Source organism: Nonomuraea sp. NPDC003560, from assembly GCF_042878785.1.
Taxonomy (GTDB): Bacteria; Actinomycetota; Actinomycetes; order Streptosporangiales; family Streptosporangiaceae; genus Nonomuraea.
The window spans coordinates 266,100-293,039 of record NZ_JBIAOF010000001.1 but is presented as its reverse complement, the minus strand read 5'-3'; the positions used below and the strand labels follow the sequence as shown (position 1 = coordinate 293,039).

At 73.7% G+C, this 26,940-nt stretch carries 28 protein-coding genes and 1 pseudogene; 10 read left to right on the top strand and 19 right to left on the bottom strand.

Translation table 11 applies throughout. The features are described 5' to 3' along the window. Nucleotides 1-4 precede the first annotated feature (4 nt). The 3 genes from ACFYUV_RS01465 to ACFYUV_RS01455 all read right to left on the bottom strand — a co-directional run bounded on the left by ACFYUV_RS01465 (nucleotide 5) and on the right by ACFYUV_RS01455 (nucleotide 2,297). A complete protein-coding gene (locus tag ACFYUV_RS01465) occupies nucleotides 5-1,126 on the bottom strand; it encodes a hypothetical protein (protein WP_387663781.1) in 1,122 nt (373 codons plus the stop codon). Next, nucleotides 1,117-1,455 carry an NADH-quinone oxidoreductase subunit A gene (locus ACFYUV_RS01460; RefSeq protein WP_352358972.1) on the bottom strand — a complete coding sequence of 113 codons (339 nt, stop codon included), beginning with the start codon at nucleotides 1,453-1,455 and terminating at the stop codon, nucleotides 1,117-1,119. The genes ACFYUV_RS01465 and ACFYUV_RS01460 overlap by 10 nt, the downstream gene beginning before the upstream one ends. A gap of 131 nt (nucleotides 1,456-1,586) precedes the next feature. Then, nucleotides 1,587-2,297, bottom strand: coding sequence for a TetR/AcrR family transcriptional regulator (locus ACFYUV_RS01455; protein WP_387663779.1), 711 nt, complete (start codon nucleotides 2,295-2,297; stop codon nucleotides 1,587-1,589). Between the two features lie 73 nt (nucleotides 2,298-2,370). On the opposite strand from ACFYUV_RS01455, the gene ACFYUV_RS01450 reads away from it, so the two are divergent. Both ACFYUV_RS01450 and ACFYUV_RS01445 read left to right on the top strand, forming a co-directional pair. Then, nucleotides 2,371-2,703, top strand: coding sequence for a nuclear transport factor 2 family protein (locus tag ACFYUV_RS01450; protein ID WP_387663777.1), 333 nt, complete (start codon nucleotides 2,371-2,373; stop codon nucleotides 2,701-2,703). Nucleotides 2,704-2,774: 71 nt separating this feature from the next. After that, nucleotides 2,775-3,668 (top strand): NAD(P)-dependent oxidoreductase, encoded by an 894-nt coding sequence (locus ACFYUV_RS01445; RefSeq protein ID WP_387663775.1) that lies wholly within the window; start codon nucleotides 2,775-2,777, stop codon nucleotides 3,666-3,668. 15 nt (nucleotides 3,669-3,683) lie between these two features. Here ACFYUV_RS01445 and ACFYUV_RS01440 read toward each other — a convergent pair whose 3' ends face one another. Next, entirely contained in the window at nucleotides 3,684-4,538 is an 855-nt protein-coding gene (locus tag ACFYUV_RS01440; RefSeq protein ID WP_387663773.1) for a hypothetical protein, read from the bottom strand. Nucleotides 4,539-4,709: 171 nt separating this feature from the next. Between ACFYUV_RS01440 and ACFYUV_RS01435 the strand changes: the two genes are divergently transcribed. Further along, complete coding sequence (locus ACFYUV_RS01435) at nucleotides 4,710-4,952, top strand: hypothetical protein (RefSeq protein ID WP_387663771.1); 243 nt, start codon at nucleotides 4,710-4,712, stop codon at nucleotides 4,950-4,952. Nucleotides 4,953-5,026: 74 nt separating this feature from the next. Here ACFYUV_RS01435 and ACFYUV_RS01430 read toward each other — a convergent pair whose 3' ends face one another. The 3 genes from ACFYUV_RS01430 to ACFYUV_RS01420 all read right to left on the bottom strand — a co-directional run bounded on the left by ACFYUV_RS01430 (nucleotide 5,027) and on the right by ACFYUV_RS01420 (nucleotide 6,638). After that, nucleotides 5,027-5,668 (bottom strand): class I SAM-dependent methyltransferase, encoded by a 642-nt coding sequence (locus tag ACFYUV_RS01430; protein WP_358284429.1) that lies wholly within the window; start codon nucleotides 5,666-5,668, stop codon nucleotides 5,027-5,029. A 41-nt stretch (nucleotides 5,669-5,709) separates the two neighbouring features. Further along, nucleotides 5,710-5,991, bottom strand: a complete 282-nt coding sequence (locus ACFYUV_RS01425) for a metal-sensitive transcriptional regulator (RefSeq protein ID WP_352322745.1) — start codon at nucleotides 5,989-5,991, stop codon at nucleotides 5,710-5,712. Nucleotides 5,992-6,062: 71 nt separating this feature from the next. Then, complete coding sequence (locus tag ACFYUV_RS01420; protein WP_387663769.1) at nucleotides 6,063-6,638, bottom strand: YybH family protein; 576 nt, start codon at nucleotides 6,636-6,638, stop codon at nucleotides 6,063-6,065. 375 nt (nucleotides 6,639-7,013) lie between these two features. On the opposite strand from ACFYUV_RS01420, the pseudogene ACFYUV_RS01415 reads away from it, so the two are divergent. Further along, nucleotides 7,014-7,127, top strand: a pseudogene (locus ACFYUV_RS01415) (hypothetical protein); the annotation flags it as partial. Here ACFYUV_RS01415 and ACFYUV_RS01410 read toward each other — a convergent pair. Genes ACFYUV_RS01410 through ACFYUV_RS01375 form a run of 8 tightly spaced genes read right to left on the bottom strand, consistent with a single transcriptional unit; the run spans nucleotide 7,091 to nucleotide 17,403 of the window. Continuing rightward, on the bottom strand, nucleotides 7,091-8,179 hold the full coding sequence (locus ACFYUV_RS01410) for a glycosyltransferase (RefSeq protein WP_387663767.1): 1,089 nt from the start codon (nucleotides 8,177-8,179) through the stop codon (nucleotides 7,091-7,093). The pseudogene ACFYUV_RS01415 and the gene ACFYUV_RS01410 sit on opposite strands and share 37 nt — an antisense overlap. Continuing rightward, nucleotides 8,176-9,159 (bottom strand): iron-containing redox enzyme family protein, encoded by a 984-nt coding sequence (locus tag ACFYUV_RS01405; RefSeq protein WP_387663765.1) that lies wholly within the window; start codon nucleotides 9,157-9,159, stop codon nucleotides 8,176-8,178. The genes ACFYUV_RS01410 and ACFYUV_RS01405 overlap by 4 nt, the downstream gene beginning before the upstream one ends. Then, nucleotides 9,159-9,890, bottom strand: a complete 732-nt coding sequence (locus ACFYUV_RS01400; RefSeq protein WP_387663763.1) for a class I SAM-dependent DNA methyltransferase — start codon at nucleotides 9,888-9,890, stop codon at nucleotides 9,159-9,161. Before ACFYUV_RS01400 ends, ACFYUV_RS01405 begins: the two co-directional genes overlap by 1 nt. Before the next feature lie 54 nt (nucleotides 9,891-9,944). Next, the gene (gene nirD, locus ACFYUV_RS01395; RefSeq protein ID WP_358284421.1) at nucleotides 9,945-10,265 is read right to left on the bottom strand and encodes a nitrite reductase small subunit NirD; all 321 of its coding nucleotides are present in this window, start codon (nucleotides 10,263-10,265) and stop codon (nucleotides 9,945-9,947) included. Continuing rightward, nucleotides 10,262-12,691, bottom strand: coding sequence for a nitrite reductase large subunit NirB (nirB, locus tag ACFYUV_RS01390; protein WP_387663760.1), 2,430 nt, complete (start codon nucleotides 12,689-12,691; stop codon nucleotides 10,262-10,264). Before nirB ends, nirD begins: the two co-directional genes overlap by 4 nt. Then, nucleotides 12,688-14,082 carry an FAD-dependent oxidoreductase gene (locus ACFYUV_RS01385; RefSeq protein ID WP_387663758.1) on the bottom strand — a complete coding sequence of 465 codons (1,395 nt, stop codon included), beginning with the start codon at nucleotides 14,080-14,082 and terminating at the stop codon, nucleotides 12,688-12,690. Before ACFYUV_RS01385 ends, nirB begins: the two co-directional genes overlap by 4 nt. Next, nucleotides 14,079-16,091 carry a molybdopterin oxidoreductase family protein gene (locus ACFYUV_RS01380; protein ID WP_387663756.1) on the bottom strand — a complete coding sequence of 671 codons (2,013 nt, stop codon included), beginning with the start codon at nucleotides 16,089-16,091 and terminating at the stop codon, nucleotides 14,079-14,081. Before ACFYUV_RS01380 ends, ACFYUV_RS01385 begins: the two co-directional genes overlap by 4 nt. 1 nt (nucleotide 16,092) lies before the next feature. Beyond that, nucleotides 16,093-17,403, bottom strand: coding sequence for an MFS transporter (locus tag ACFYUV_RS01375; protein ID WP_387663754.1), 1,311 nt, complete (start codon nucleotides 17,401-17,403; stop codon nucleotides 16,093-16,095). Nucleotides 17,404-17,616: 213 nt separating this feature from the next. On the opposite strand from ACFYUV_RS01375, the gene ACFYUV_RS01370 reads away from it, so the two are divergent. Next, nucleotides 17,617-17,907: a hypothetical protein gene (locus tag ACFYUV_RS01370; RefSeq protein ID WP_352358938.1), complete on the top strand. Its 291-nt coding sequence runs from the start codon at nucleotides 17,617-17,619 to the stop codon at nucleotides 17,905-17,907. Between the two features lie 82 nt (nucleotides 17,908-17,989). Here the strand turns inward: ACFYUV_RS01370 and ACFYUV_RS01365 are convergent, their stop codons facing one another. Then, entirely contained in the window at nucleotides 17,990-18,457 is a 468-nt protein-coding gene (locus ACFYUV_RS01365) for a GNAT family N-acetyltransferase (RefSeq protein WP_387663752.1), read from the bottom strand. A 123-nt stretch (nucleotides 18,458-18,580) separates the two neighbouring features. On the opposite strand from ACFYUV_RS01365, the gene ACFYUV_RS01360 reads away from it, so the two are divergent. The 3 genes from ACFYUV_RS01360 (at nucleotide 18,581) to ACFYUV_RS01350 (ending at nucleotide 22,002) form a co-directional block, all read left to right on the top strand. Further along, nucleotides 18,581-20,503, top strand: coding sequence for a hypothetical protein (locus ACFYUV_RS01360; protein ID WP_387663750.1), 1,923 nt, complete (start codon nucleotides 18,581-18,583; stop codon nucleotides 20,501-20,503). A 125-nt stretch (nucleotides 20,504-20,628) separates the two neighbouring features. Beyond that, nucleotides 20,629-21,606, top strand: a complete 978-nt coding sequence (locus ACFYUV_RS01355; RefSeq protein WP_387663748.1) for an aldo/keto reductase — start codon at nucleotides 20,629-20,631, stop codon at nucleotides 21,604-21,606. Nucleotides 21,607-21,696: 90 nt separating this feature from the next. After that, nucleotides 21,697-22,002 (top strand): hypothetical protein, encoded by a 306-nt coding sequence (locus ACFYUV_RS01350; RefSeq protein ID WP_364328984.1) that lies wholly within the window; start codon nucleotides 21,697-21,699, stop codon nucleotides 22,000-22,002. A 198-nt stretch (nucleotides 22,003-22,200) separates the two neighbouring features. Here the strand turns inward: ACFYUV_RS01350 and ACFYUV_RS01345 are convergent, their stop codons facing one another. Next, a complete protein-coding gene (locus ACFYUV_RS01345) occupies nucleotides 22,201-22,419 on the bottom strand; it encodes a PLDc N-terminal domain-containing protein (protein WP_387663745.1) in 219 nt (72 codons plus the stop codon). 166 nt (nucleotides 22,420-22,585) lie between these two features. Next, nucleotides 22,586-23,281, bottom strand: coding sequence for a GntR family transcriptional regulator (locus ACFYUV_RS01340; protein WP_358284400.1), 696 nt, complete (start codon nucleotides 23,279-23,281; stop codon nucleotides 22,586-22,588). Nucleotides 23,282-23,396: 115 nt separating this feature from the next. Between ACFYUV_RS01340 and ACFYUV_RS01335 the strand changes: the two genes are divergently transcribed. Together ACFYUV_RS01335 and ACFYUV_RS01330 are read left to right on the top strand one after the other, a co-directional pair. After that, the gene (locus ACFYUV_RS01335) at nucleotides 23,397-24,323 is read left to right on the top strand and encodes a hypothetical protein (RefSeq protein WP_387663743.1); all 927 of its coding nucleotides are present in this window, start codon (nucleotides 23,397-23,399) and stop codon (nucleotides 24,321-24,323) included. Between the two features lie 371 nt (nucleotides 24,324-24,694). Continuing rightward, nucleotides 24,695-25,741 (top strand): ROK family protein, encoded by a 1,047-nt coding sequence (locus tag ACFYUV_RS01330; RefSeq protein WP_387663741.1) that lies wholly within the window; start codon nucleotides 24,695-24,697, stop codon nucleotides 25,739-25,741. Between the two features lie 31 nt (nucleotides 25,742-25,772). On the opposite strand, the gene ACFYUV_RS01325 is transcribed toward ACFYUV_RS01330, so the two are convergent. Continuing rightward, nucleotides 25,773-26,702, bottom strand: coding sequence for an ankyrin repeat domain-containing protein (locus ACFYUV_RS01325; RefSeq protein WP_387665273.1), 930 nt, complete (start codon nucleotides 26,700-26,702; stop codon nucleotides 25,773-25,775). Nucleotides 26,703-26,940 lie beyond the last annotated feature (238 nt).

Sequence of the window (26,940 nt, the reverse complement as noted above, 5' to 3'; positions counted from 1 at the left end):
CGGTTCACCCGTCCCTGGCTGGCGACGGCAGCCGGTCGAGGTCCGGATCGAGACCGGCCACGATCAGGCGTGCCACGGCGAGCTCGGCCCCGGCCAGCAGGCCCGGCAACAACGCCAGCACCCGGTCCACCGGGACGTCATCGCCGTCCCAGGGTCCGGAGCGCTCTTCGGTCAGGGCGTCCACGTCCTCTCCGGTCAGGGCGTCCACGTGCTCTTCGGTCAGGGCCTCCACGTCCTCTCCGGTCAGGGCCTCCACGTCGTCGAGCCACCGGCGCGCACGATCCAGGGTGTCCCCACGCAGCCGCTGTGGGGCGTCGGGGCCGAGCTCACCCGCGCCGCGCAACATCCACCGCAGGACCCATGACCGGCGCACCCGCCGCGTGAACCGGACGCATCGGCGTCTTCCCCGCTCGTCCACGGCGTCCGCGAGCAGGCGGTCGCGCAGGCGCCGGGCGTCCGCGGCGGCGGCGGGCCATCCGGCCACGCCGAGCAGCCTGCCGAGGCCGTCCAGCCGGGCCGCCGCCGTCCGCCGCCGCGCCTCCGCCGGGCTCGCGCCCGGCTGCGGCGTCCAGAACGCGTCCCCCGTGCCGTCGGCCGGCAGGGTTCGCACCCGCGCCTCCTGGATGACGTCCCCTTGCAGGACGGTCTCCACCACCAGCCCCGCGGGCCAGTCCGCGAGCACGGGTCCCAGCGGCACGTGCAGCCGGTCCAGCTTCAGCCCGTCCCGGTCGGCCCCTCGGTCGGCCATGGGGGTGTCGTCCGCGGACGTCCCCGTGGCCAGGACGCCGGCCTGCCGCCACTGGACGGGTTCGTCCCCCAGCGTGCGGACGGCGTCGTCCAGCGCGGCCACGACCCGGTCGGCCGGGACGTCCGGCGGCAGTTCCACCAGCGCCCTCGGCACCGGGACCGCCCTCCAGACCTCCCGTACGGCCGCCGCCAGCTCCGCCCCGGGACGCCCGCACACCACCATCACGCTCGCCTCCGCCGCCGACGCCGCCACCGGCCAGCCACGGCGGTCCGCCTCCGCCTCGGCCAGCAGCCGCGCGCCCGTCCCGTACGGGCAGGCGACGAGGAGCACCCGGGGCCGCAGCGCCGCCTGCCGCAGCAGCCACCCCCTCAGGCCCACCGGAACGCCCCTTCCCGCCACGCGTACAGGACGCCGACCAGCAGCAGCCCCAGGAAGGCGAACATCTCCACGACCGCCGGCAGCCCCACCTCGGCCACCACGAGGGCCCACGGGTACATGAAGACCATCTCCATGTCGAAGGCGAGGAAGACCAGCGTCACGGCGTACCACCGGACGTGGAAGCGGGACACCGCGTGCTCCCGCGGCCGCGCCCCGGACAGGAACGGCCCCACCCGTACGACTCCGCCGGGCGACAGGGCCAGGGAGGCCAGGTACACCGCGGCGACCCCGGCGGCGAGCAGCGCCACGAGCCCCAGCACAGCGCCCACCGCTCTCACCTACCGCAGAGCCCCGAAGATCAGAATCACCTGCCCCTCACGGTAGCAATCGGAATCCGACTTCCCCGCGACCGACATCCCCCCTTACCAGCACGAACGCGGCCGGGTCGGCGACCGGAGGGTCAGTGCTTGAGGCCGAGGGAGGTGACCAGGTCGCGCATCTCGTCGTCGTAGACGGCGGCCGGGTCGTGGACGAGGGCGCGCAGGTGACCGTAGATCTCCAGGGCGACGAGCCCGTGCATGCGGCCCCACACCCGCAGCGTCACCGCGATGGCCGCCGGCGGCAGGTCCGGGAAGTCCTCCCGGACGTGGGCGACCAGGGCGGGGTCGAAGTCGTCCCAGGTGTAGGCGCCGCCCCCGGACGCGCACTCCCGGGCCGCCGGCCAGGCCGCGGCGACCAGCCCGACGATGCCGGCGCAGGCGCGCGCTTCGGCCTCCTTGCCCGGACCTTCTCCGGGCGGACGGTAGCCCGGCACGGGGTCGCCGTAGACCAGCCGGAAGCCCTCGGGGTTGGCCAGCGCCCACTCGCGCATGGCCCGGGCCCAGGCCAGGATCCGCCCGCCCGGATCGTTCTCCGGCACCGCGTCGCGGGCGGCCTCGGCCGCGTCGACGGCCGAGGTGTAGACGTCGCCGATGAGCGTCGTGACCAGGTCGTCGCGGGTGGGGAAGTAGCTGTAGATCGCACCGGCCGTCATGCCCATCTCGCGGGCGATCGCGCGCAGCGAGATGGCGTCGGGGCCGCCGTCGGCCATGAGCTGCAGAGCGATGGCCTTGATCTCGGCGCTGGTCTGGGCGCGTAGCCGGTCCCGGCGGCTCGTCCTGGGGTCGCTCACGGTCGACAGCTTACACGGCATGCTGTTTACTGAACGGCGTGTAGTAATCGAACGCTGTGTTGGGAGTCAGCAGGTGAGCACCACCGATGTGATCCACGCCTACCTCGACGTCTGGAACGAGCCGGACGCCGCCGCCCGGTCGGCCCTGATGAGGTCCGTCCTCACCGAGGACTCGCTCTACGTCGATCCCGAGAACGCGGGCCTGCGCGGGCACGCCGAGCTGTCCGAGGTGATCGGCCGCGTCCGGAGCGGGCTCGGCGACCTCCGGTTCATCCTCGACGCCGTGGTCGGCGTCCACCATGACCGCGCGTTGTTCCGCTGGCGGCTCGGCCCGGCCGTCACCGGCTACGACGTCGTGGAGTTCGACGGTGGCCGCATCCGCAGCATCGTCGGGTTCTTCGCCTGAACCGCCCCCCGCCGGACCGCAGCCCCGCCATCCATCGCGGCGCAAGCCGCGCGAACCACACAGGAGCCCACATGTCCCTCTCGTCCGCCTCCCGGGCGCCCGTCACCGTCGTCGGCCTCGGGCTGATGGGCCAGGCGCTGGCCACGGCCTTCCTGGCGAACGGTCACCCGACCACCGTCTGGAACCGCTCGGCGGCCAAGGCCGGCGACCTCGTCGCCAAGGGAGCCAGCCTGGCCGGCTCCGTCGCAAGCGCGGTCGAGGCGAGCCCGCTCGTCGTCGTCTGCGTCTCGGACCACGACGCCGTGCACGGGTTGCTGGAACCGGTCGCCTCCTCGCTGGCCGGCCGCACCCTCGTCAACCTGACCACGGCGACCTCCGTCCAGGCCCGCGACACCGCGAGGTGGGCGGGCACGATCGGGAGCGTCTATCTCGACGGGGCGATCCTCGCCCTCCCCCAGGCGATCGGCACCGCCGACGCCACGGTGCTGTACTCCGGCCCGGAGGCCGCCTTCGAGGAGCACCTGCCCACCTTGCGGGCGCTCTCCGGAGACGGGACCGTCCATCTCGGCGAGGACCACGCCCTGTCCGCCCTGTACGACATGTCGGTCCTGAGCGTCATGTGGGGCGTGCTGAACGGCTTCCTCCAGGGCGCCGCCCTGCTGGGCGCCGCGAACGTCAAGGCGACGACCTTCGCGTCCCTGGCCACCACCGCCATCGGCGTGACGACCGGGTACGTCTCCGCCTACGCCCGGCAGATCGACGAGGGCCGGTACCCGGCCGCCGACGCCACCCTCGCCGTCCACCTGGGCGGGATGGAGCACCTGGCGCAGGAGAGCCGGGCGCTCGGCGTCAACACCGAGCTGCCGGACCTCTTCCTGGACCTGGCGCGGCGCGCGGCGGCCGGCGGCCGTGCCGGCGACGGGTACGCGGCGATGATCGAACAGTTCCGCGAGCCCTCCGCCTGACCTGCCCTGGCGGCGCTAACCGCCGATGACGAGGGTCTCCGTGGAGCCGTCCTCGTCGGGAGGGTCGTCGGCGGCGGCGTTCCGGCGCGCGCCGGACGGTCGTCCCGGTCGTCCCGCTCGTCCCGCGGGTCCCGGTCGTCCCGGCGTGCCGCGAAGGCGCGGCAGGCGGGACGCCACGAGCGCCACCAGCGCGCCGGCCACCGCCGCGGGCACCAGCAGGTACGCCGGAACCCCGCCGCCCGGCGCCTCTCCGGCAGGAACCCGCGCAGCCGCACTCCCAGCGGCCCCGGCCCCGCCTCCGACCTGCGTCCCGGCCTGCGTCCCGGCCTGCGTCCCGGTCGGCTCACCGCTCGGCACCGGTGTGCTCTTGCCCGGCGGGAAGCCCGGCGGCCGGACCGCGCCCCAAGGGTCCTTCCCATCGCCGCCGAACGTCGCCACCTTGTCCGGCGGCACCGGGTCGGCCAGCAGCCGCCCGGGAACCGTGAGCGTCCCCACGGCGTACGGCTCGAACCAGCCCTGGAGGCCCTCCACCCGCCACACCCCGTCCGGCACGGCCACCGACGTGGCGTAGTGTCCGGCCTCCGGCAGCGGGGTGCCGGCGAAGGTGACGGTCCTGCCGTCGGCCCGGGTGAGGCGCAGGCCGACGGGGTCCAGCTCGCCGGCGTAGGGATGCGTGCCGTGCTGCAGCACCCAGAACCCCAGCGTGTACGTCCTCCCGCCCGCGAACGCCGCCGGCGGCGGATCGAGGTAGGTCACCGCCCACCCCCCGCGCGAGGACGCGGACGCCGCCCCCGCCCACCATCCGGACGCCACCAGGACGACCAGCACGGCGGCCGCCAGAGCAGCCGGTACGGCCACGTTTCTCTTCATCACGCACCTCCGACCTCCCTACACCGCCCGGCCCCGCCGGGTTCCCGCCCGCGACTCGGCGGGGCAGCCGGCCGTTTTCCGCCGAACGGGTGCGACAATTTCCGGTGCGACGCGCACAATGGAGTCAGCACGAAGAAATCAGGGCGAGAATTCGGCGAGGAGGCTTACGCCGTGTCCGCCACCGGAGGCGAATATCTGACCGCGATGCTCGACGTTCTGGTTTACGAGAACGTATTGGTCGCCTGGCGCCGCGCGCCGGGTGGTTATCTGATCGTCACGCACGAGGGCGAGGAGGTCCGGCTGACCGCGCAGCAGGCAGGGATGTGGGCGCAGGGGGCGTTCGCGGTTTATCTGGCGTTGGTGGATCAGCGCCGTATCACTCCGCGTATTCCGGGTGACACCACAGCGCAATAACACGCATCAGAACAAAAACCCATTTTTCCAGATTTGTCGCCACAGCGGCCGAGAAGAACCGTCCGGGCAGCCGGTCAAACCGGTTTCCTGGCGCGTCCGAGAATGTGCGGCAACCTCGGCGACAACGGCAGCGGCCGGAAGGCGAACCGTTCGCGCTCCTCGACCACCAGCCCGCTGTCGATCAGGGCGCGCTCGGTGTCACGGTTGAGGCGGCACCCGCCGGCCATCCGCCGCCACAGCGGCGTCACGAGGTCCTGCACCAGCGCGCCGGCGGCGCGCGAGGAGCGCACGTGCTCGTAGAACCGCACCTCGCCGCCGGGCCTGAGCACCCGGGACACCTCGCCGAGCACCGCGCGCTGGTCGGGCACCGAGCACAACACCAGCGAGAGCACCACGGCGTCGAAGGAGGCGTCGGCGAACCGCAGGTCCGCGGCGTGCCCGGCGACCACGCTCACGGGCACCGGCGCGCCGGCCGCGGCCCGGCCGGCCAGCCGCCGCAGCCGGTCCTCCGGCTCGACGGCGACCACCTCGCGCACCCCCGCCGGGTAGTGCGCGAAGTTCAGCCCGTTGCCCGCGCCGACCTCCAGCACCCGCCCGGCCAGCCCGGCCAGCAGGCGCCGCCGGTGTTCGGCCGCGCCCCGCCGCTCCGACTCGGCGCTCATCCGCTCGTACGCCTGGGCGAAGCGGGGGTTCTGGAACCGCGTCAGGTCCTGCACGTCCTCCACGCTAACCCGCCCGCGCGCCCCGCGTGGATCCGTCACGACCGGACGAGGCGGGCGATGGCGTCGGCCGCCTCCTTGACCTTGGCCTCCGCCTCGGCCCCGCCCTTGCGCGCCGCCTCGACCACACAGTGCGCCATGTGCTCCTCCAGCAGCGACAACGCGAACGACTGCAACGCGCTCGTCGTCGCCGAGACCTGCGTCAGGATGTCGATGCAGTACTTGTCGTCCTCGACCATGCGCTGGATGCCCCGCGCCTGGCCCTCGATCCGGCGCAGCCGCCGGAGGTGGTCCTGCTTGCCGTCGGTGTACCCGGCCATCTCCCGGTCCTCTCGCTCGCTACACCGACCGCAACACGGTACCCCCCTACCGTATTTCGGAGCGGGGCCGGTCAGCCGCCCTGGTTGTTCATGAAGCGCGAGATCAGCCACTGGCCGCCCTGGTGCGAGAGCATGAAGAGCTCGCGGTAGGTGGTGTCGCCCTGCTTGCTGGTCGAGCGCGCGAAGGCGTCCTGGGTGCCCGCGTTCCGCGTCTCGTCGATGGTGTGCGTGGCCGACTTCAGGTCGGCGCCGTCCTTGAGCAGCTTCTCGTAGAGGCTGCGGACGGCCTGCGAGCCCGTGGCCGTGGCCTGCCCGTCGAAGGCCACCACGGCGTCGCTGGTGAACGTCTTCACGACCGCGTCCACGTTGCCGGACTTCAGGGCGTCGAAGTAGTTCTGGACGGCGGCGCGCGGCTGGGTGGCCGCCGTCATGGTGCCGGTCGGCGTGGCGGTCTCGGTCATGGTCTCGGTCGTGGTCGGCGACTCCATGCCGGTCTCGGTGGGCGTCATCATGGTCTCGGTCGGCGTGGCCGGGCTGGCCTCCCCCTTCATCGCCTGCGTGTTGCTCCCCGCGGAGCAGCCCGCGACCAGGACGACGGGAACGATCGCGGCCAGCAGGAGTGCCCTGCGCTCAGAAATCTTGCTCATGGCCGGGTTGATGCCCTCGCCGGTCGTCCCCGAATGCCCGGTTTAGGCACTCCGCACGACCCCTTTACCTCATGTCGGCATTACTCACGGTAACGCTTCACTGTCATTGGTGAGACCGGTCAGAGCTGTGATCGTTGCCGCCCCGAGACCGGGCGGGTGGGGGCCGCCTATAGCGTCCCTCCAGTGCGGCCAACACAGGCGAATCCGGAACCACTGCCCCAGCGTGAGGACGCCGAGCGCTGTGCCAGCGTCCGGTCCGGGCGGCGGTGCGTCCTTCCCGCGGCCCACCCCACCCCGCACGTCTACCCGCCCGTGGAGACGCTCTAGCGACGTCCTCGCAGGTGAGAGGGCCGGCCGGCGGGGCAGGTGACGACGATGGACGAGCCGACGACCACCGTCACGCCCTGCGAGGACGGCCCGCTGCTGATCAGAGGCCCCTTCGAGCTGCTGACTCAGGACGGCGAGCCGATCGACCCGGGAAGGGCCACGGTCGCGCTGTGCCGGTGCGGCCGATCGTCGACCAAGCCGTTCTGCGACGGCTCCCACAAGTCCGTCGGCTTCCGGGCGTCGAGCGAGCCCGACCCGCCGGCCGACTCCTGAGCCCGCGCGCGCAGCCACCGCGCCGAGTGGGCGGCCCGCGCGAGCCGTCCCCCCGCGTACGGCACGCCGCCCGCGCAGGCCGCCCCCACCGCCAGCCAGGAGCACACCGCCCGCTCCAGCACCCACACCGGCGCGAACAGCGAGGCGCCGGCCGGGAAGACCCGCCGCCCGCCGGCCCGCCGCCGCCCGGCCTCGGCCAGCGCGACGGCCGCCCCGGCGGAGGCCAGCAGCGGCAGCGGACGGCGCACCAGCGCGAGCGCGGGCAGCACCGCCAGGAAGGACGCCAGCCGCACCGGCTGGGCGAGGTCGTCGTAGGCCTGCCGGACCCGCTGCGACCAGAACCGCCGCGCGTCGCACGGCAGCCTCCGGACGTACAGGCCGGGCGGGCGCAGCTCGCGCCCGCCGTGGGCGCGCACGGTGCGGACGAGCTCCAGGTTCTCGAACAGCACGTCGCCGTCGTAGCCGCCCATGGCCAGGAAGAACGACCGCCGGACGCCGAACGTGCCCGGGTAGTCGGCGCCGAACGCGCGGTTGAGCAGGGTGCGGGCAGTGTCCCAGCGGGCGTGCCAGGGGGCGGGGTCGAAGTAGTTCTGCGGCCTGACCAGCTCGGCGCGGGCGAGCAGGGCGTGCATCTCGGCCAGCGCGGGCAGGTCGTAGCGCACGTCGTCGTCGGCGATCACGACCCGGTCGCCCTCGGCCAGCCGCAGCCCGGTCGTCACGCCGTTGACCTTGCCGTTGGCGAAGGACAGGCCGGCCGCCGGGCTGACGTGCCGGATCAGGCAGCGCCAGCGGCGGGCGTGGCGGGCGTACAGCTCGGGCCGGCTGCCGTCGACCACGGTCACGCGTACGTGCGGCGCGAGGGCGCGCAGGTACTCGGTCAGCTCGTCGAGGCCGGAGTCGTCCTGCCAGCGCAGCGGGATCACGTAGTCCAGGTCGATCACGCGGGCACCTCCTGGCCGAGCAGCGAGGACGCGCCGCGTTCCCAGCGGCCCATGACGTGCTCGGCCCAGCGGCGTTCGAGGGCCAGGGCGCAGGCCGCGCCGTACAGGACGTCGCCGGTCAGGGCGGGGAAGGCGGCGGCGAACCCGCCGCACAGGTCGGCCGCGGCGATCTGCTCGTGCACGGCGTCGGCCTGCACGTGCTCCTCGTAGAACCGGGCCGCCGCCGCGTCGCCGCCGAGCCGGCGCAGGCCCGCGGCGTAGCGGCGGTTGGGCAGCGACGAGGTCATCTCGATCGCGGCCAGGTGGCCGACCAGCGCGCCGCGCAGCCGCCGGTGCAGCCCGAACAGCGACATGGCGTTGCTGACGGCCAGGGTGACCGCGGGGACCCGCGGCAGGTACGCGCCGTAGGAGTCGTCGAGGCCGAGGCCGCGCATGGTGTGGCCGAACAGCTCGCAGTGCATGCGCTCGGGCCGGCCGCCGCCGTACTCGTCGGCCTGGATCTCCACCAGCGCCGCCTTGGGCCGGCCGCGCAGGCGCGGGATCGCCCAGGTGTGCGGGTCGGCCTCCTTCAGGTGGTAGATCGAGCGGTGGATCACGAACTCGCGGAAGGCGTCGATGCCGGCCTCGCGCTGGAGGTGCAGCGAGACCGACGGGCCGTCCTCGTCCTCGGCGGTCAGCGCGGTGAGCGCGCGCCGCACCTCGCCGGGCGGCACCGGCCCGGGACGCGGCACGGCCCCGGCCAGCTCCCGCTCGAACCGGTCCTCCAGCAGGCCGCGCAGGCGCAGCAGCGACGGCTCCCACTCCCAGCGGTCGTCCACCTCGTCGAAGCCCTGGTAGTGCAGCTCGTAGCAGGCGAACAGGGCGAGCTGGAGATCCTCCTCGCCGTCGGGGCCGGGGGCGTCGGGCAGCGTCGCGGGCGGCCGGGCGAGCCGGTCGAAGAGCAGGTCGGTGAGCGGGCCACGCGCGGGCGGCAGGCGCATCAGGCGGCCTTGCGGTAGACGGAGACGTGCGCGCGGCTCTCGTCGGTGAACGGGGTGCCGATCCAGTCGGCCCAGCGGTGTTCCAGGGCCATCCCGGCCAGCCTGGCCATCAGGTCGAGCTCGGCGGGCCAGGCGTAGCGGTGGTTGGCGGGCAGCAGCCGCACGCCCTCGCCGGTCAGCCGTACGCGGGTGGTGCGCATGTGCTGGGTGGCCGGGGCGAGCCTGGCCGCCTCGATGAGGACGGCGTCCTCGGCCAGCGACAGCAGCCGCAGCGCCGAGCCGTCGCGGAAGGCGGCCGGGTCGGGCACCCACGCCTCGACCACGAACCGCCCGCCGCCGCGCAGGTGCCGGGCCGCGTTGGCGAAGCAGTTGACCTGCGCCTCCTGGGTGGGCAGGGCGAAGATCGTGTTGATCGCGAGCACCACCAGCGCGTACGAGCCCTCGACCCGCATGGTGGAGAAGTCGCCCACCGTCACGGGGACGGCCGCGCCGCCGGGTTTGGCGCGCAGCTCGCGGGTCATCTCCGGCGAGGCGTCGATCCCGGCGACGGACAGGCCGCGGGCGGCGAGCGGGAGCGCCAGCCGCCCGGTGCCGATGCCGAACTCCAGCACGGGGCCGCCCTCGGCCAGCGTCGCCAGCCGCTCGACGGCCGCGCCGGTCGGCAGCTCCGTCACCGTGGCGTCGTAGATGTCGGCGATCCCGCGCCCGTAGGCGGAGGCGTCGTAGGCCACGGCGCACCTCCTGTCCCCCGTGTTTCAGCAGGTCAATGCCCCTGCTCTGATCGGCTAAACGCTCACCTCCACCCGCCCGGCCGCCACCCGCACGGCGTAGACGGGCACCTGGACGGCCTCCTCGTCCAGGCACGCCCCCGACACCAGCGAGAAGACCTGCTTGTGCAGCGGCGAGGCCACGGTGGGCTCGCCCCGCCTGGTGCCGACGATGCCGCGGGAGAGCACGTACGCGCCGCTGAACGGGTCGAGGTTGTCCAGGGCGTGCACGTGCCCCTCGTAGGTGCGGAACAGCGCCACCTGCCGGTCGCCGACCAGCGCGCAGACGCCGCGCTCCGGCGGCAGGGCCGCGTACTCGCAGACCGGGGTCCAGCTCATCGGGCCATCACCGGCCTGATCTGGCCGCGCTCGGAGGCGAACACGATCGACGGGTCGGGCACGCCGGGGGCGTTGACGAAGCTGACGAACCTGCCCAGCTTCTCCGGGTCGTCCAGGGTCGCCGCCCACTCGTCGGCGTAGGTGGCGACGTGCTGTTCCATCTGGGCGTCGAGGTCGGCGCAGATGCCGAGCGAGTCTTCCATGATCACCTTCCGGAGATGGTCGAGGCCGCCGTCCAGCGACTCCAGCCAGGCGGCGGTGCGCTGCAGCCGGTCGGCGGTGCGGACGTAGAACATCAGGAACCGGTCGACGGTCCTGATCAGGTCGCCGGTGCTCAGGTCGGTGGCCAGCAGGTCGGCGTGGCGGGGCCGGAAGCCGCCGTTGCCGCCGACGTACAGGTTCCAGCCCTGCTCGGTGGCGATGACGCCGAAGTCCTTCGACCTGGCCTCGGCGCACTCGCGGGCGCAGCCGGACACGGCCGACTTGAGCTTGTGCGGCGAGCGCAGGCCGCGGTAGCGCAGCTCCAGGGCGATGGCCAGGCCGACGGAGTCCTGGACGCCGTAGCGGCACCAGGTGGAGCCCACGCACGACTTCACCGTGCGCAGCGCCTTGCCGTAGGCGTGGCCGGACTCGAAGCCGGCGTCCACCAGCCGTCGCCAGATCTCCGGGAGCTGTTCGACCCGGGCACCGAACAGGTCGATGCGCTGGCCGCCGGTGATCTTGGTGTAGAGCCCGAAGTCGCGGGCGACCTCGCCGATCACGATGAGCTTGTCCGGCGTGATCTCGCCGCCCGGGATACGCGGGACGACCGAGTACGTGCCGTTCTTCTGGATGTTGGCGAGGAAGGCGTCGTTGGTGTCCTGCAACGCGGCCCGCTCGCCGTCCAGCACGTGCCCGTTGTGCAGCGAGGCCAGGATCGAGGCCACCGCGGGCTTGCAGACGTCGCAGCCGCGCCCCTGCCCGTGCTCGGCGATGAGCCGGGAGAACGTCGTGATCTTCCGCACCCGGACGATGTCGAACAGCTCGGCCCGCGAGTACGCGAAGTGCTCGCACAGCGACCTGCCGACCTCGACCCCCGACTCCTCCAGGAGCTGCCTGAGCATCGGCACGCAGCTCCCGCACGTGGTGCCGGCCCGCGTGCACGCCTTGAGGCCGGGCACGTCGGTCACGCCCAGCTCGGCGACGGCGTGCCGGACGTCCCCCGCGCACACGTTGTTGCAGGAGCAGACCTGCGCGTCGCCGGGCAGGTCGAGCGGCGCCCCGGAGCCGCTGAACAGCAGGTCGGAGGGCGGCGCCGGCAACGGCTTGCCGACGAACGGCCGCAGCGCCGCGTACGGCCCGGCGTCCCCCACGCAGATGCCGCCGAGCAGCGTGCGGGCGTCGTCGCTGATGAACAGCTTCTTGTAGACCCCGGCGACCGGGTCCATGTAGGTGACGTCGAGGGCGCCGTCCATCGCGCCGAACTGGGCGACCTCGACGCCGAGCAGCTTCAGCTTCGTGGAGGTGTCCCCGCCCGCGAACGACGACGTCCCGCCCATGATCCGGTCGGCGGCCACCTCGGCCATCGTGTTGCACGGCCCGACCAAACCGTGAACCGCGCCGCCGGCCAGCGCGCACTCGCCGATCGCGTAGACCGACGGGTCGGCGGTGCGCATGCCGTCGTCGACCACGACGCCGCCCCGCTCCCCCACCTCCAGCCCGCACGCCCTGGCCAGCTCGTCGCGCGGCCTGACGCCCGCCGAGAACACCACGACCTGGCCCTCGATCAGCGTGCCGGACGGCGTGCGCACCCCGGCGACCCGGCCGTCCGGCCCGGTGACGACCTCCTGGACGCCCGACCCGGCGTGCACGCCGAGCCCGAGGGCCTCGATGTGGCCCTTGAGCACCGCGCCGCCGCCCTCGTCCACCTGGCGGGGCATCAGCCAGGGGCTCATCTCGACGATGTGCGCCCTCAGGCCGAGCGCCCGCAGCGCGTCGGCCGCCTCCAGGCCGAGCAGGCCGCCGCCGACCACGACGCCCTCGGCCGCGTCCCGGGCGGCCGCCCGGATGGCGTCCAGGTCGTCGATCGTGCGGTAGACGTGGGCGTGCTCGCGTCCTGGCACCGGCGGCACGAACGGCGCCGACCCGGTCGCCAGCACGAGCACGTCGTACGGCTCGGCGGCCCCGCCCTCGACGGTCACCGTCCGCGCCGCCCGGTCGACGGCGACGGCCCGGCTGCCCAGCCGCGTCACGGTCCCGGCGGGCACCGGGTAGGTGAGGTCGGCCAGGGTGGCCCCCGACAGGTACGAGGTCAGCGCCACCCGGTCGTAGGCCGGGCGCGGCTCCTCCCCGATGACGGTGATCCGCCCGTCGAAGCCCCGGCTCGCCAGGGTCTCCACGAAGCGGTGCGCGGCCGGGCCGTACCCGACGACGACGATCCTCCTCATACCGGCACTCCTTCCTGATCGCACAACCAGCCGACGATGCCCTCCACGGCGTCGCGGCAGGTGCCGCAGCCGGTGGTGGCCCTGGTGGCGGCGGCCACCCCGGCCACGTCGCGGGCTCCGGCCTCCCAGCACGCCCGGATCTGTCCCTTGGTCACGTTGTTGCACCGGCAGACCTCGGCCGCGTCCGGCATCAGCACCGGGCTGCCCGCGACCGGCGCCGGCGACAGGCCCGGGAACAGCAGGCCGGCGCGGTCGCCCGGCACCGGGCCGCCGCGGTCGAAGAGCTGGGTGAGGGTGCCGACGGCATCGCTCTCGCCCAGCAGGATCGCGCCCACCAGCCGCCCGTCGCGGATGACGAGCTTGCGGTAGGTGCCGCGGGCGCGGTGGCTGAAGCGCACCACCTCGGCGTGCTCCTCGCCGAGCTGCGTCTCGCCCATGGCGGCCAGCTCGACGCTCCTGGCCTTGAGCCTGGTGACCAGCCGGGAGCCGCGGTAACGGGCCTTGCCGCCGGTGATCACCTCGGCCGCCACGGCGGCCTGCTCCCAGGCGGGGGCGACCAGGCCGTACACCGTGCCGTCGTGCTCGGCGCACTCGCCGACGGCGAAGATCGACGGGTCGCCGGTGCGCAGCTCGTCGTCCACGACGACGCCGCGCCGCACCTCCAGCCCCGCCGCGGCGGCGAGCCCGGTGACCGGGCGCACGCCGCAGGCCAGGACGACCAGGTCGGCCTCGACCAGCTCGCCGCCCGCCAGGCGGACGCCGTCCGGCTCGACCGCGGCCGCGCTGACGCCGGTGCGGGCCGCCACGCCGAGCCCGGCCAGGGTCTCGCCGAGCACCTGGCCCGCCTCGGCGTCGAGCTGGCGTTCCATCAGGTGCCCGGCCAGGTGCAGCAGCGTGACCGGCAGGCCGCGCCCGGCCAGGCCGCGGGCGGCCTCGATACCGAGCAGCCCGCCGCCGACGACGGCCGCGCGGCGCGCCCGCCCGGCGGCCCGCATGATCCGCTCGCAGTCCGCCAGCGTGCGGAACGGCACGGCCCGCCCGACGCCGGGCAGCGGCGGCACGACCGCCTGGCTGCCGGTGGCCAGGACCAGCAGGTCGTACGGCTCGCGCCGCCCGTCCGCGGTCACCACGTGCCTGGCGTCCCGGTCGATGCGGGCGACCTCGGCGCCGGGCACGGCCTCCACGCCGTGCGCGGCGTACCAGGAGGGGTCCACCAGGCGCACCTGGTCGGGACGCGCGCTCCCGGCCAGCACGTCCGACAGCAGCACCCGGTTGTACGGCGGGCCCGCCTCGGCCCCGAACACGGTCACCCGCATCCGCGGGTCGCGCGCCCGCACCTCGCTGACCAGGCGTGACCCGGCCATCCCGTTCCCCACGACGACGAGCCTCATGAGTCCCTCTCCACCCTGACCGCGCAGACCTTGAACTCCGGCATGCCGGAGACCGGGTCGAGCGCCGGGTTGGTGAGCCGGTTGGCGCCCTCCCAGTGGAAGGGCATGAACACGGTGTCGCGCCTGATGGCGTCGCTGATCCTGGCCACCGCCCTGCTCCGGCCCCTGCGGCTGCTGACCCGCACCAGGTCGCCCGCGGCGACGCCGAGCTGCGCGGCCAGGTCGGGATGCAGCTCCACGAACGGCTCGGGGGCGGCTTGCACCAGCGACGCGATCCGGCGGGTCTGGGCGCCGCTCTGGTAGTGGGCCAGGACGCGGCCGGTGCTCAGGTACACCGGGTAGTCCGCGTCGGGCTCCTCGGCCGCGGGCCGGTGCTCGACCGGGACGAACCGGGCGCGGCCGTCCGGGTGGGCGAAGCGGTCCAGGAACGGCCGGGGCGTGCCGGGGTGGTCCTGGGCCGGGCAGGGCCAGAAGACGCCGGTCTCGGCGGCGATGCGCTCGTAGCTGATGCCGGAGTAGTCCGCGACGCCGCCCGCCGCGGCCCGGCACAGCTCGTCGAAGACGGCGGCCGGCTCGGTGTCGAAGCGGTGGCCGAGCCGGGCGGCCAGCCCGGCGATGACGTCCAGGTCGCTCCGGACGCCCTCCGGCGGCGCGACGGCCCGGCGGCGGAGCAGGACGCGGCCCTCCAGGTTGGTCATCGTGCCGCTCTCCTCGGCCCACTGGGTGACCGGGAGCACCACGTCGGCCATGGCCGCGGTCTCCGAGCGCACCACGTCGGCCACGACCAGCAGGTCCAGCCCGGCGATCCGGCCGCTGACGTGCCCGGACGCGGGCGCCGACACCACCGGGTTGGACCCGAACAGCAGCAGCGCCCGCGGCCCCCGCGGAGTACCGAGCGCGTCCAGCAGCTCGTACGCCGTCCGCCCCGGCCCCGGCAGGTCCTCGGCCCGCACGCCCCACACCCCTGCCACGTGCGCGCGGGCCGCCGGGTCGTCGATCCGGCGGTAGCCGGGGAGCTGGTCGGCCTTCTGGCCGTGCTCCCTGCCGCCCTGGCCGTTGCCCTGGCCGGTCAGGCAGCCGTAGCCGGAGCCGTACCGGCCGGGCAGGCCGAGCGCCAGGGCCAGGTTGATGAACGCGGTGACGGTGTCGGTGCCCTTGGCGTGCTGCTCGGCGCCGCGCCCGGTCAGCACGTACGCGTTCCCTGCGGCGGCCAGCGCGCGGACGGCCTGCCGCATCCGGTGCACCGGCACCCCGGTGACGCGCTCGACGCGTTCGGGCCACCAGGCGGCCAGCGAGGTGCGCACGTCGTCGAAGCCGGTGGTCCTGGCGGCCACGTAATCCGCGTCCACGAGGTCGTCGGCGATCGCCAGGTGCAGCAGCCCGAGGGCGAGCGCCAGGTCGGTGCCGGGCGTGGGCTGCAGGTGCAGCCAGGCGAGCCGGGCCGTCGGGGTGCGGCGCGGATCGACGACGATCAGCCGCGGCCCCGACAGGTGCCGGACGAACGGCGGCATGGTCTCGGCCACGTTCGCGCCGGCCAGCAGCACGACGTCGGCGTCGGCCAGGTCGGTGACCGGGAACGGCAGGCCCCGGTCCATGCCGAAGGCCCGGAGGGAGGCGGCGGCGGCCGAGGACATGCAGAAGCGGCCGTTGTAGTCGATCTGGCTGGTGCCGAGCGCGACCCTGGCGAACTTGCCGAGCTGGTAGGCCTTCTCGTTGGTCAGCCCGCCGCCGCCGAACACGGCCACGGCGTCGGGGCCGTGCTCGGCGCGGATCGCGCGCAGCCGGGCGGCGACGTGGTCGAGGGCGGTCTCCCACTCCACCGGCTCGCCGTGCAGGAGCGGCGTGGTCAGGCGTTCGCCGTTGGTGAGCAGCTCGGCCGCCGTCCAGCCCTTCTGGCACAGCGCGCCGGGGGCGTTGGCCGGGACGTCGGTCCTGGGGGTGATCTCCAGTGCCGGGCCGATCTCCATGCCGCACTGGAGGGCGCAGTAGGGGCAGTGTGTCTTCGTCATGTCAGACCCGCGCGTGGGCGAGGCTGGCGACGACCGTGACGCCGACGGTGCGCGTGTAGCACCACCAGGTCAGCGCCAGGCAGCCGGCGTAGAAGACGGCGAAGGCCAGGAACGCAGGGGCCGGGGTGCCGGCCGCGGCGAACGCCATGCCGAAGGCCCGGTTGACGAGGAAGCCGCCGAGCGCGCCGACCGCCGAGATGACGCCGATCGCCGCCGCGGCCTGGCGCCGGCCGTGCAGCAGGGCCTCCGCGCCCGCGCCGCGCTCGGCGACCGCCTTGGCGTGGAAGATCGCCGGGATCATCCGGTACGTCGAGCCGTTGCCGATGCCCGCGGTGAGGAAGAGCAGCTGGAAGGCCAGGAAGAACAGCCAGAAGCCGCCCGCGACGCCGGCCGCCCAGGCCAGCAGCACCCCGGCGCCCATGGCCGCGAAGTTCCACTGCGTCACCCGCGCGCCGCCCAGCCGGTCGGCCAGCCAGCCGCCCACCGGCCTGACCAGCGAGCCGAGCAGCGGCCCGGCGAAGGCGACCGCCGCGTACGGCGCCTCGGGGAACAGGCTCTTGCTCAGCAGCGGGAACGCCGTCGAGTAGCCGATGAACGACCCGAACGTGCCGACGTACAGGACCGACATGATCCACGTCTGCGCCCGTCCGGCCACCGCGAGCTGCTCGCGCGGCTCGGCCCTGGCGCCGGCCAGGTTGTCCATGAAGAACCACGCGCAGGCCGCGGCCGCCACGATGAACGGGATCCAGAACCAGCCGGCGGCGGCCGTCCCGAGCGAACCGATCACCAGCGGCACGACGAGCTGCACCGAGCTGACCCCGACGTTGCCGCCCGCCGCGTTCAACCCGAGCGCCAGCCCCTGCCTGCCGCGCGGGTAGAAGTAGGTGATGTTGGCCATGCTGGAGGCGAAGTTCCCGCCGCCCACCCCGGCCAGCGCCGCGATCACCAGGAACAGCCAGTACGGCGTGCCGGGATCGTTCACTGCCACCCCGAGCAGCACGGCCGGGACCAGCAGCAGCGCCGCGCTGGCCACGGTGAAGTCGCGCCCGCCGAACCGGCCCGGCCCGAACGTGTAGGGCACCCGCAGCACGCCCCCGACCAGGTTCGGCAGCGCGACGAGCCAGAAGAGCTGGTCGGTGGAGAAGTCGTAGGCCCCCATCCTGGTGGCCACGACGCTCCACAGGGTCCAGACGGTGAACCCCAGATGCTCGGCCACGATGGAGAAGACCAGGTTGCGCCGGGCGACGTGCCTGCCGGTCCGCTGCCAGAAGGCCGGGTCGTCGGGGTGCCACTCGGTGATCCAGCGCGCCATCGATCTCTCCTCCGCTCGGCGTCGGGAGCACCACGGTAGGAGGGCCGCGTTACGCGTTCCGGCAGCCGGCGGAGGTACGGCGGTTACGGGTGATTCACCGCGGTAACAAGGCGCGCACAACCGTCACCGGCGAAACACGCCGGTAATGAACGGAGTTCTGGCTGGTTACGTGGTCTTCCCCGGGGTAACAGCACTCATGGCAAGGGGGGAATAATGATCAAAAAGCTGCACCAGATGGGCATCAAGTCAGGCCACATGTACGCCGCGGGGCTGGCGTCCATCGGCCTGTCCTTCTGTTCCTGGATGATCTCCAAGAACAAGGAGGGCGCGGGCCTCGACCGGGCCGACCGGTGGGGGATCTTCATCGGCGAGTGGGCGCCCACGTTCTTCGCGATCGGCGTCGCGCTGCGGATCGAGGAGACCCACAAGGACCTCGAAGAGCGCGGCACCGAGATGTTCGACAGCACGCAGGGCCAGCGGTCCCGCTCGCACGTCGGAGTGTGACCGGGAGGCCGCGCAGGTCACGCCGGGGGGCCGGCCTGCGCGGCACACCACTTCGCCGACGTCCTCAGCTTCGCCGACGTCCTCAGCGGGACAGCCGCTCCAGCGGCTCGTCGGTCAGCCGGTACTTCAGCCACTCGTCCTGCCGCACGGCGCCGAGCTTGTCGTAGAAGGCGATGGACGGCTCGTTCCAGTCGAGCACCGACCACTCCAGGCGCTGGTAGCCGCGTTCGGCGCAGATCCTCGCCAGTTCCGCCATCAGCGCGCGGCCGTGGCCGCCGCCCCGGTGCTCGGGGCGCACGTACAGGTCCTCCATGTAGATGCCGTGCACGCCGCGCCAGGTGGAGTAGGTCAGGAACCAGATCGTGAAGCCGACGGGCTCGCCGTCCTGCTCGGCGATGTGCGCGAACACGGCGGGCCGCTCGCCGAAGAGCGAGGTCCGCAGCATCTCCTCGGTCACGCGCACCTCGTGCGCGGCGTTCTCGTACGTGGCCAGCTCAAGGATCATGCGCACGATGGCGGGGACATCTGCTGGGGTGGCGGGGCGAATCATGCGCACAGGGTAGCCAGCGCATTTGGTTGAACCGTCCACCGCCCCCGTACGTCGTTACGGCAGAACGGTATTCGGGGGACCGTCTGGAAGCTCAGCCCGGATGACCGAATGGGGACGGAAACCGTGGGCGTTTTAGAGGAGCTGGGGGTTCGCCTGCCCCCGTATCCGGACATCAGGCTCGCGCTCGTGCTCGGTGAGCGCGCTTTGTACGTGAACGGGGATCTGCAGACCGCCAGACGCTGGTTCGAATCGGCCTACCGGCAGGCCGAGGCGTGCGGCGACGTGCCCGCCCTGGCCAGGGCGGCGCTCGGCCTGGGCGGGGTGTGGGTGCAGGAGCACCGCACGTGCGCGGAGTCGGAGATGGTGCGCGCGCGTCAGCGGCACGCGTTGTCGCTGATCGATCCGCACTCGTCGCTGGCGCTGCGACTGCGGATCAGGATGACCGGGGAGGAGGACTACAGCGCGGGCGGCCACGAGGAGATCCTCCGGCTCGTCGCGCGGGCCAGGAGCGCGGGCGATCCGGCGGCGCTGGCCGAGGCGCTGAGCCTGGCCCACCACTGCCTGCTCGGGCCGGAGCACGGGCCGGCCCGCTTGGAGCTGGCCAGGGAGCTGATCGGCCAGGCGGCGGTCACCCGGCGCAGGGGCGACCTGCTGATGGGCCTGCTGTGGCGGACGGTCGACCTCTACCTGGCGGCCGACCCGCACGCCGGACGCTGCCTGGAGGAGCTGCGGGGCCTGCTGGCCGAGCACGACCACCTGGCCGTCGGGTTCGTGACCGACGTGATCAGGGTGATGCTGGCCATCCGGGCGGGCCGGTTCGAGCAGGCGGAGAAGATGGCCGGCGACTGCTTCGAGCGCGGCGTCCAGGCCGGCGACATGGACGCCACCGGCTGGTACGGCGGCCAGATCGCCGCCATCCGCTGGTACCAGGGACGCATCGCCGAGCTGCTGCCGACGGTGGCCAACCTGGTCAGCTCGCCCACGCTCAGCCCGATCGACAACTCCTACCTGGCCGGCCTCGCGCTGGCCGCGGCCACCTCGGGCGACCGCAGGGCGGCGGCCGGCCACCTGGCCCGGCTGCGCGGCCGGGACCTGGCCGACCTGCCGAGGTCGAGCACGTGGCTGTTCTCGATGTACTGCGTCGTCGAGACCGCCCACCTGCTCCAGGACGCCGGCGCCGCCGCCGAGGCGTACGCGCTGCTGCTGCCGTTCGCGGCTCTGCCGGTGGTGGCCAGCCTGGGCGTGCTCTGCCTGGGCTCGGTGCAGCACAGCCTGGGCATGGCCGCGCTCACGACCGGCGACGTGGACCGCGCCGCCGGGCACCTGGCGGAGGCCGTCCGGGCCAGTCTCGCGCTCGGCCACTGGCCCGCCGCGACGCTGTCGCGCTGGCGGCTCGGCCAGACGCTCGCGCTGCGCGACGGGCCGCACGACAAGGCGGCGCGGGCCGCCCAGAACGCCGCCGCGCAGGAGGCCAGGGAGCTCGGCATGGTGCTGCCCGCCGTGGTCGGCAGGGCGGGCGCGGCGCACGGGGCGTTCCGGCTGCGCAGGCACGGACGGCACTGGCAGGTCGAGCACGGCGGGCGGCTGGTGGTCGTCGAGCACAGCGTCGGCATGCAGCACCTGGCGACCCTGATCGCCAACCCGGGGCGCGAGATCCTGGCCGCCGACCTGGCCGCGGGCGCGCCGGCGCAGGACAGCGAGCCGGCCTCGGCGCAGCCGGTGCTGGACGACCTGGCCAGGGAGACCTACCGGCAGCGGCTGACCCAGTTGCAGGCCGACATCGACGAACTGGAGGCGATGAACGACCTCGAACGGGCCGCCGCGCTGCGGCTGGAGCGCGAGTGGCTGGTGGCCGAGCTGTCGGCGGCGACCGGGATCGGCGGGCGGGCGCGGCCGTTCACCGGCACGGAGGAACGCGCGCGGATCGCGGTGGGCAAGGCGATCCGGCGGGCGATCTCCCGCGTCTCGTCGGCCGACCAGGCACTGGGGGACGAGCTGCGGGCCACCGTGCACACGGGCGTGCGGTGCAGCTACCGGCCCCGATGACGGCCGTACGGGCGTGCGGTGCAGCTCCCGGCCCCGATGATGGCGGTACGGGCGTGCCCCCGCGGCGCGCCCGTACCTTTCGTCCGGAACACTGGTCGCAGGAACCAGACGAACGGACAAACAGCATGGAACACCGCACACTCGGACGTACGGGACGCCAGGTCGGCGTCGTGGGCCTCGGCGCCTGGCAGCTCGGTGCCGACTGGGGCGAGGTGAGCGAGGACGAGGCGTTCGCCACCCTGGAGGCGGCCGTGGCGGCGGGCGTCACGTTCGTCGACACCGCCGACGTCTACGGCGACGGCCGCAGCGAGCAGATCGTCGGCCGCTTCGCCAAGGCGCATCCCGGGCTCACCGTGGCCACCAAGATGGGCCGCCGGATGGCGCAGGTGCCGGCCAACTACGTGATGGACAACTTCCGCGCCTGGAACGAGCGCTCTCGGCGCAACCTCGGCGTGGACACCCTCGACCTGGTCCAGCTCCACTGCCCGCCCACCCCGGTGTACTCCTCCGACGCGGTCTTCGACGCCCTGGACACGCTGGTCGCCGAGCAGAAGATCGCGGCGTACGGCGTCAGCGTGGAGACCTGCGAGGAGGCGCTGACCGCCATCGCCAGGCCCGGCGTGGCGACCGTGCAGATCATCCTCAACGCGTTCCGGCTCAAGCCGCTGGAGCGGGTGCTGCCCGCCGCCCGCGCGGCCGGGGTGGGCGTCATCGCCCGCGTCCCGCTGGCCAGCGGCCTGCTGTCGGGCCGCTACGACGAGCACACCGTGTTCGCCCCCGACGACCATCGCACCTACAACCGGCACGGCGAGTCGTTCGACGTCGGCGAGACCTTCTCCGGCGTGGACTTCGCCACCGGCCTGGAGGCGGTGCGGCGGCTGGCCGAGCTGGTGCCGGAGGGGGCGTCCATGGCCCAGTTCGCGCTGCGCTGGATCCTCGACCAGCCCGGCGTCTCGGTCGTCATCCCCGGCGCGCGCAACCCCGGCCAGGCGCGGTCCAACGCGACCGCGGCCGACCTGGAGCCGCTTCCGGAGAAGACGCTGGAGGCCGTACGGGCCGTCTACGACGAGCTGATCAGGCCGCAGGTTCACGACAGGTGGTGACCCGTTGACGGTACGGCTTCCCGGGCTCTAATGTTTAGGAAACTTTCCTAAGCAATTTCTCGCCGCGCGCACACCTTCGAGGAGCCCCGCATGAACGCGAGAAGACGGACCGCCGGCTGCGCCGCCCTGGCCACGGGCCTGGTCCTGCTGGGCGCCCCGGCCGCCTCCGCCGCGCCCACCGGCTGCACGTACCAGCTCAACCAGGCCGAACGCTGGGCCACCAGCTACTGCCCGAGCGGCACCGGCGAGCACCGCATCCACGTGATCCAGCGCCACTTCCTGCCCGAGGTCGGCCTGATCCCGATCGAGGGCCCGTGGGTGCCGGCCGGGCAGACCTCCTACACCGGGATCACGCCGCACACCACGGTGAGCGTCTGGGTGGACACCCGCGGATGAACACCAACGGCTACGGCGGCTTCTGTCCGCACGCGACCATGAACCCCAACGGCTACGGCGGCTTCACCGCCCGCTGACGCGCGGCCTCCCTCCCTTGCTGACGCGTGGCTTCCCCCGCTTACGCGCGGCTTCACCGCCCGGCGGCACGGGAGCTTCGACGCTCGCGTCAGGGGTGGCTCGCGTCAGGGGTGGCTCGCGTCAGCGCCCGCGGCCCCTTCGCCTGCCGTACGCCAGGTAGGCGATCGGCCCGAATGGCTGCACGAAGATGCCCAGCCACCAGACGCCCTTCCAGCCGTGGATCTCCCGCTGCGGCCGGCGCCACAGATCCACGGCGGCGGCCCCGGTGAGCGCCAGCTCCGCCGAACCGAGCCCGAGCAGCACCGCCCGCCGCCGGCCCGACATGTCACTCCATCGCACGGCCGAACACCCCGATCGACCTCTCTGACGCATGGTCGAGCACTCCGATCGACCTCTCCATCGCATGGCCAAACACTCGGATCGACCTCTTTGAGGACAATCCCGTCCTTCCGTCGTCTACCCCACCCGTCGCCTCCGGCAAGCCCCCTTCGCCCCCGGCCGGCCGTCACCGCCGGATCGCGATCTCGTAGGAGTAGCGGTCGCCACGGTAGATCGACTTGGCCGCCTCGACCGCCCTTCCCCGCTGGTCGTAGGCCACCCGTTCGACCAGCAGCGCCGGCGCCAGGGGCGCCGCCTCCAGCAGCTCCGCCTCCTCCGGCTCCAGCACCGTCGCCCTGATCGACTGCTCGGCCCGCTCCAGCCTGATCCGGTACGCCCCCGCCAGCACCTCGTACAGCGACCCGCCGAGCGGCCGGTCGAGCAGACCGGGCACGAACGCGGCCGGCACGTGGGCACGCTCCAGGCACATCGGCGAACCGTTGGCCGTACGCACCCGGCACAGCCGCACGACCGCGTCCGCCGGGCTGATGCCGAGCGCCTGCCCCACCCGCGCCCCGGCGGGCACCTCGGCCGCCTCCAGCAGCCGCGACCCCGGCTCCAGCCCCCGCCCCCGCATGTCCTCGCTGAACGACGTCAGCTCGATCGTCTTGGCGATGCTCCGGTGCGCGACGAACGTCCCCGCCCCTTGGACGCGGTAGACCCTCTGGTCCGTCTCCAGCCGGTCGACCGCCCGCCGCACGGTCAGCCTGCTGACCCCGAACTCCTCGGCGAGATCGCGCTCGGCGGGCAGCCGTTCGCCCGGCTTCAGCTCGGTCTCGATGAGCGTGAGCAGATGGTCTGTGAGCCGGCCGATCTTCGTCACGGGTGGTCGTCCTCGGTCAGGGGGTGCTCTTGACGCTCCGATCGTAATTGGGCTATACCAATCGGGCAAGTGAGGTGGGTTACTGCCTCTATGCCGGAAGATTGGGCTGTACCAAATGGATGTGGTGACCGCGATCGAAGGCGGCCTGGTCGTGAGCTGCCAGGCCCCCGAGGGCCACCCCCTCCGCGACCCGCGCACCATCGCGCTCCTCGCCCGCTGCGCCGAACTCGGCGGCGCGGCCGGCCTGCGCGTGAACGGCCCCGAGGACGTCCGCGCGGTCAAGGCCGTCACCGGCCTGCCCCTGATCGGCCTGGCCAAGGTGCCTCGCCCCCACGCCCGCCCCCTGATCACCCCCACCTTCGCCCTGTGCGAAGCCCTGGTACGAGCCGGCGCCGACGTGGTGGCCCTGGAGGTGACGGCGGAGGCCGAACCGGAGGCGGGCGACCTGCCGTCCCTGGTCGAACGGGTATGGAAGGAGCTGGGCGTACCCGTCATGGCGGACGTCTCGACAGCTGAGGAAGGACTGCTGGCCTGGAGCCGAGGCGCAGCCCTGATCTCCACCACCCTCTCCGGCTACACCCCCTACACCGCCCCCGCCCCCACCCTCGACAGCACCCCCGCCCCTGTGGGCAACCCCGCCGCCACCCCAACCCCCACCGCCCGAGATACCGTCCCGGCTCCGAGTTCCACCACCACCGACCCCGCCGTCACCCGGAGCTCCCCCACCGACCCCGCCGTCACCCGGAGTTCCACCACCACTGATCCCGCCGCGCCCCTGAGAGCCGCCGCTGACTCCACCTCCCGCCCAGGGACCGGGGCCGCCCCTCGGCCGGGGCTCCCCCATGAGCCCGACCTCGATCTGGTCGGAGAACTCGCCGCCCTCGGGGTCCGTACGGTCGCCGAGGGCCGGCTCCGCACCGACGCCCACGTGGCGGAGGCGTTCGCCCGAGGCGCCTGGTCGGTCGTGATCGGCGCCGCCATCACCGACCCCCTCGCCCTCACCCGCCACCTCACCGCAGCCACCCCCAGGGCAAGCCGGTGACCCCCACCCCATCCCGCGTCCACCCTCATCACACCGACGCCCCCATGCTCCCCTCACAACGCCGCCCAGCCGCCACCCGCACCGCCTCGCCGAACAGCACCACGCAAGTCCGTCCAACCGAACACCCCCACCCGAACAGCACCGCACCACTCCCCTCAGCTGAACGCCCGCACCAGAACAACACCGCGCAGTTCCCCACAGACGTACACCCGCACCCGAACAGGGCCGCGCAGCTCCCCACAGACAGCACCCCAGCCGAACACCCCCGCCCGAACAGCGCCGTGAGACCCCTCCCAGACAGCACCCCGGCGGTACACACCCAGCTGAACAGCGCCCCCATCGTGCGGCGCCCCGCCACCAGCAACCCCACCGTGCGACACCGCACGAACGGCATCCCCGCCGTGCTCGGCATCGACATCGGCGGCACCAAGACCGCCGCCGCCCTGATCCCAGCCTTGGCCACCGGGGGTGAGACGGAGATCCACCTCCCCGCCCGCGTCCCCACACCTGCCGGACGCGGTGCCGCCGCGGTGCTGGCCGCTGCGCTGGAGCTGGCCGAAGACCGGCTCACCCAGGCACGCGCCGCCGGAATGGACGTCATCGCCTGCGGAGTCGGCAGCGCCGGGACGATCGACGACAACGGCGTGGTCACGCACGCCACCGACGCCCTGCCCGGCTGGCGAGGCACCGACCTGGCCACCGCCTTCACCCAACGGCTCGGCCTGCCCGTCACCGTGCTCAACGACGTCCACGCCTGGGCGCTCGGCGAGGCCCGGCACGGCGCGGCCCGGGGCAGCCGCCTGGCCCTGGTCCTCACGATCGGCACCGGCGTCGGCGGCGCACTCGTACGGGACGGCGAACTCCTGCGTGGCCGCAACGGCATGGCGGGCTCCCTCGGCCACACCCCCGCCGTCCTGCCCCCGAACGCCGACGCCGACCGCCCGTGCCCCTGCGGCGCGACGGGGCACCTGGAGGCGTACGCGTCAGGCCCGGCGATCCTGTCGGCCTACCACGCCCGCGGCGGCACCGCCCCCGACCTCAAATCCCTCTCCACAACCCGACACAACGCCGAGCCCCCCGCCCTGCGACACCCGGCCGAAACCCCCGGCCCACGGAACCCCCTGAGGGCCACCGGACAGCAGGCTGGGCCGGAAACCGCCGACCTCCTGGCCCACGAGGTGATCCACGAGGCCGCCGTCATCCTCGGCCGTTCGATCGCCTCCGCCGCCACCCTCCTGGACCCGGACGTGATCGTCCTGGGCGGCGGCGTCACCGGCCTCGGCGAGCTCCTGACCGTCCCCCTGTTCGAGACGATCCGCCGGTACGCGCCCCGCGGCCTCGACTCCATCCCCGTCCGGCTCTCGACCCTGGGCGCACACGGGGCCGTGCTGGGCGCGGCCTCGGCCGCCATGCCCTGAGTCCGGAGCAGCACGTACCGGCCGACCGGCGTCAGCCGCGAGGCGGAAGGTGCAGCCAGATGTCGGGCGGCCCCAGGACGGGCCGGGCGTCGGTGAGCCGCAACCCCGTGTACGCGCAGCAGTACGCCACCCCCTCCCCCTGGTAGAGGAAGGCGTTCAGCACCTCGTCCGCCGAGCTGTCCGGCGACACCCAGCCGCCGCCCGGACACGCGTCCCACTCCTCGACGACACCGTCCCGCGAGCTGTAGCCCTGGTTGCCGCCCTTCGGATCGGCGTACATCGCGTAGCAGACGGTCCCTGCCGACAGGCGGTTGATGACGTCGGCGCTGGTCACCTCGGCACCCCGGCGCCGACTGATCACGCATCCGCCCGGCACGTCGGTGGCTCCCACCAGGCCGTTCCGCTCGCCCGGGTACGGCTCGTCGAGGACCCCGTCGATCCCGGCTCCCTCGGCCACCGTCGCCCCGAGCCGCCGCGCGGCCTCCGCCGCGCTGACGCCCGCGACGCACACCAGCCCCAGCCCGTCGTACTCGAAGTCGCCCAGGGCCTCGATCAGCCGCTCGGCCTCCACGACGGCGGCGTTCTCCGCCTCCGAGAGCGTGGGCTTGTCGCGCGGGAAGGGGAAGAACAGGCCCGGGTTGGGACCGGCCAGGCTGAGCCGCCCGGGCGACCAGCCGCCCGTCATCGGCCGCCACGGATCGGCCCCGGCGGCGACCAGGGCGAGCGCGTTGTCCCTCTGGTGGGCGAACACGGCCCGCCAGAGCGCGCTGTGCCCCTCGTACGCGGCGTCGACGTCGCCGACCCGGCGGGCCAGCTCGGCGACCACCTCGGGCGAGCCGTACTCGGCCGCGAGGTGGAGGGGCGGCCCCTCGTGCCACAGGTCGGCATGCGGATCGGCGCCGGAGTCGAGGCGGGCGCGGATCTCGCTCAGATCGGACCAGTCATCCCAGCTCAAGCCCACCCATCCGGCTTCCTTGGTGACAACCACGACACTCCCCCAGAGGCAGGCAGCTTATCGAACACCAGTACGAGCATATCGCGGCTCCGGCGCCGGACCGTCCCTGACGACCCGCCCGGCCCCGCACGCGCAACCGTCCGCACGAGGCAGGCCGAGGGGGGCCGCACAAGCCTCTGACCTTGGATGTCGGCCACCCCGAGGGGGCCGGCGATCAGTCAAACCCTAAGCGCAGCGTCGCCGC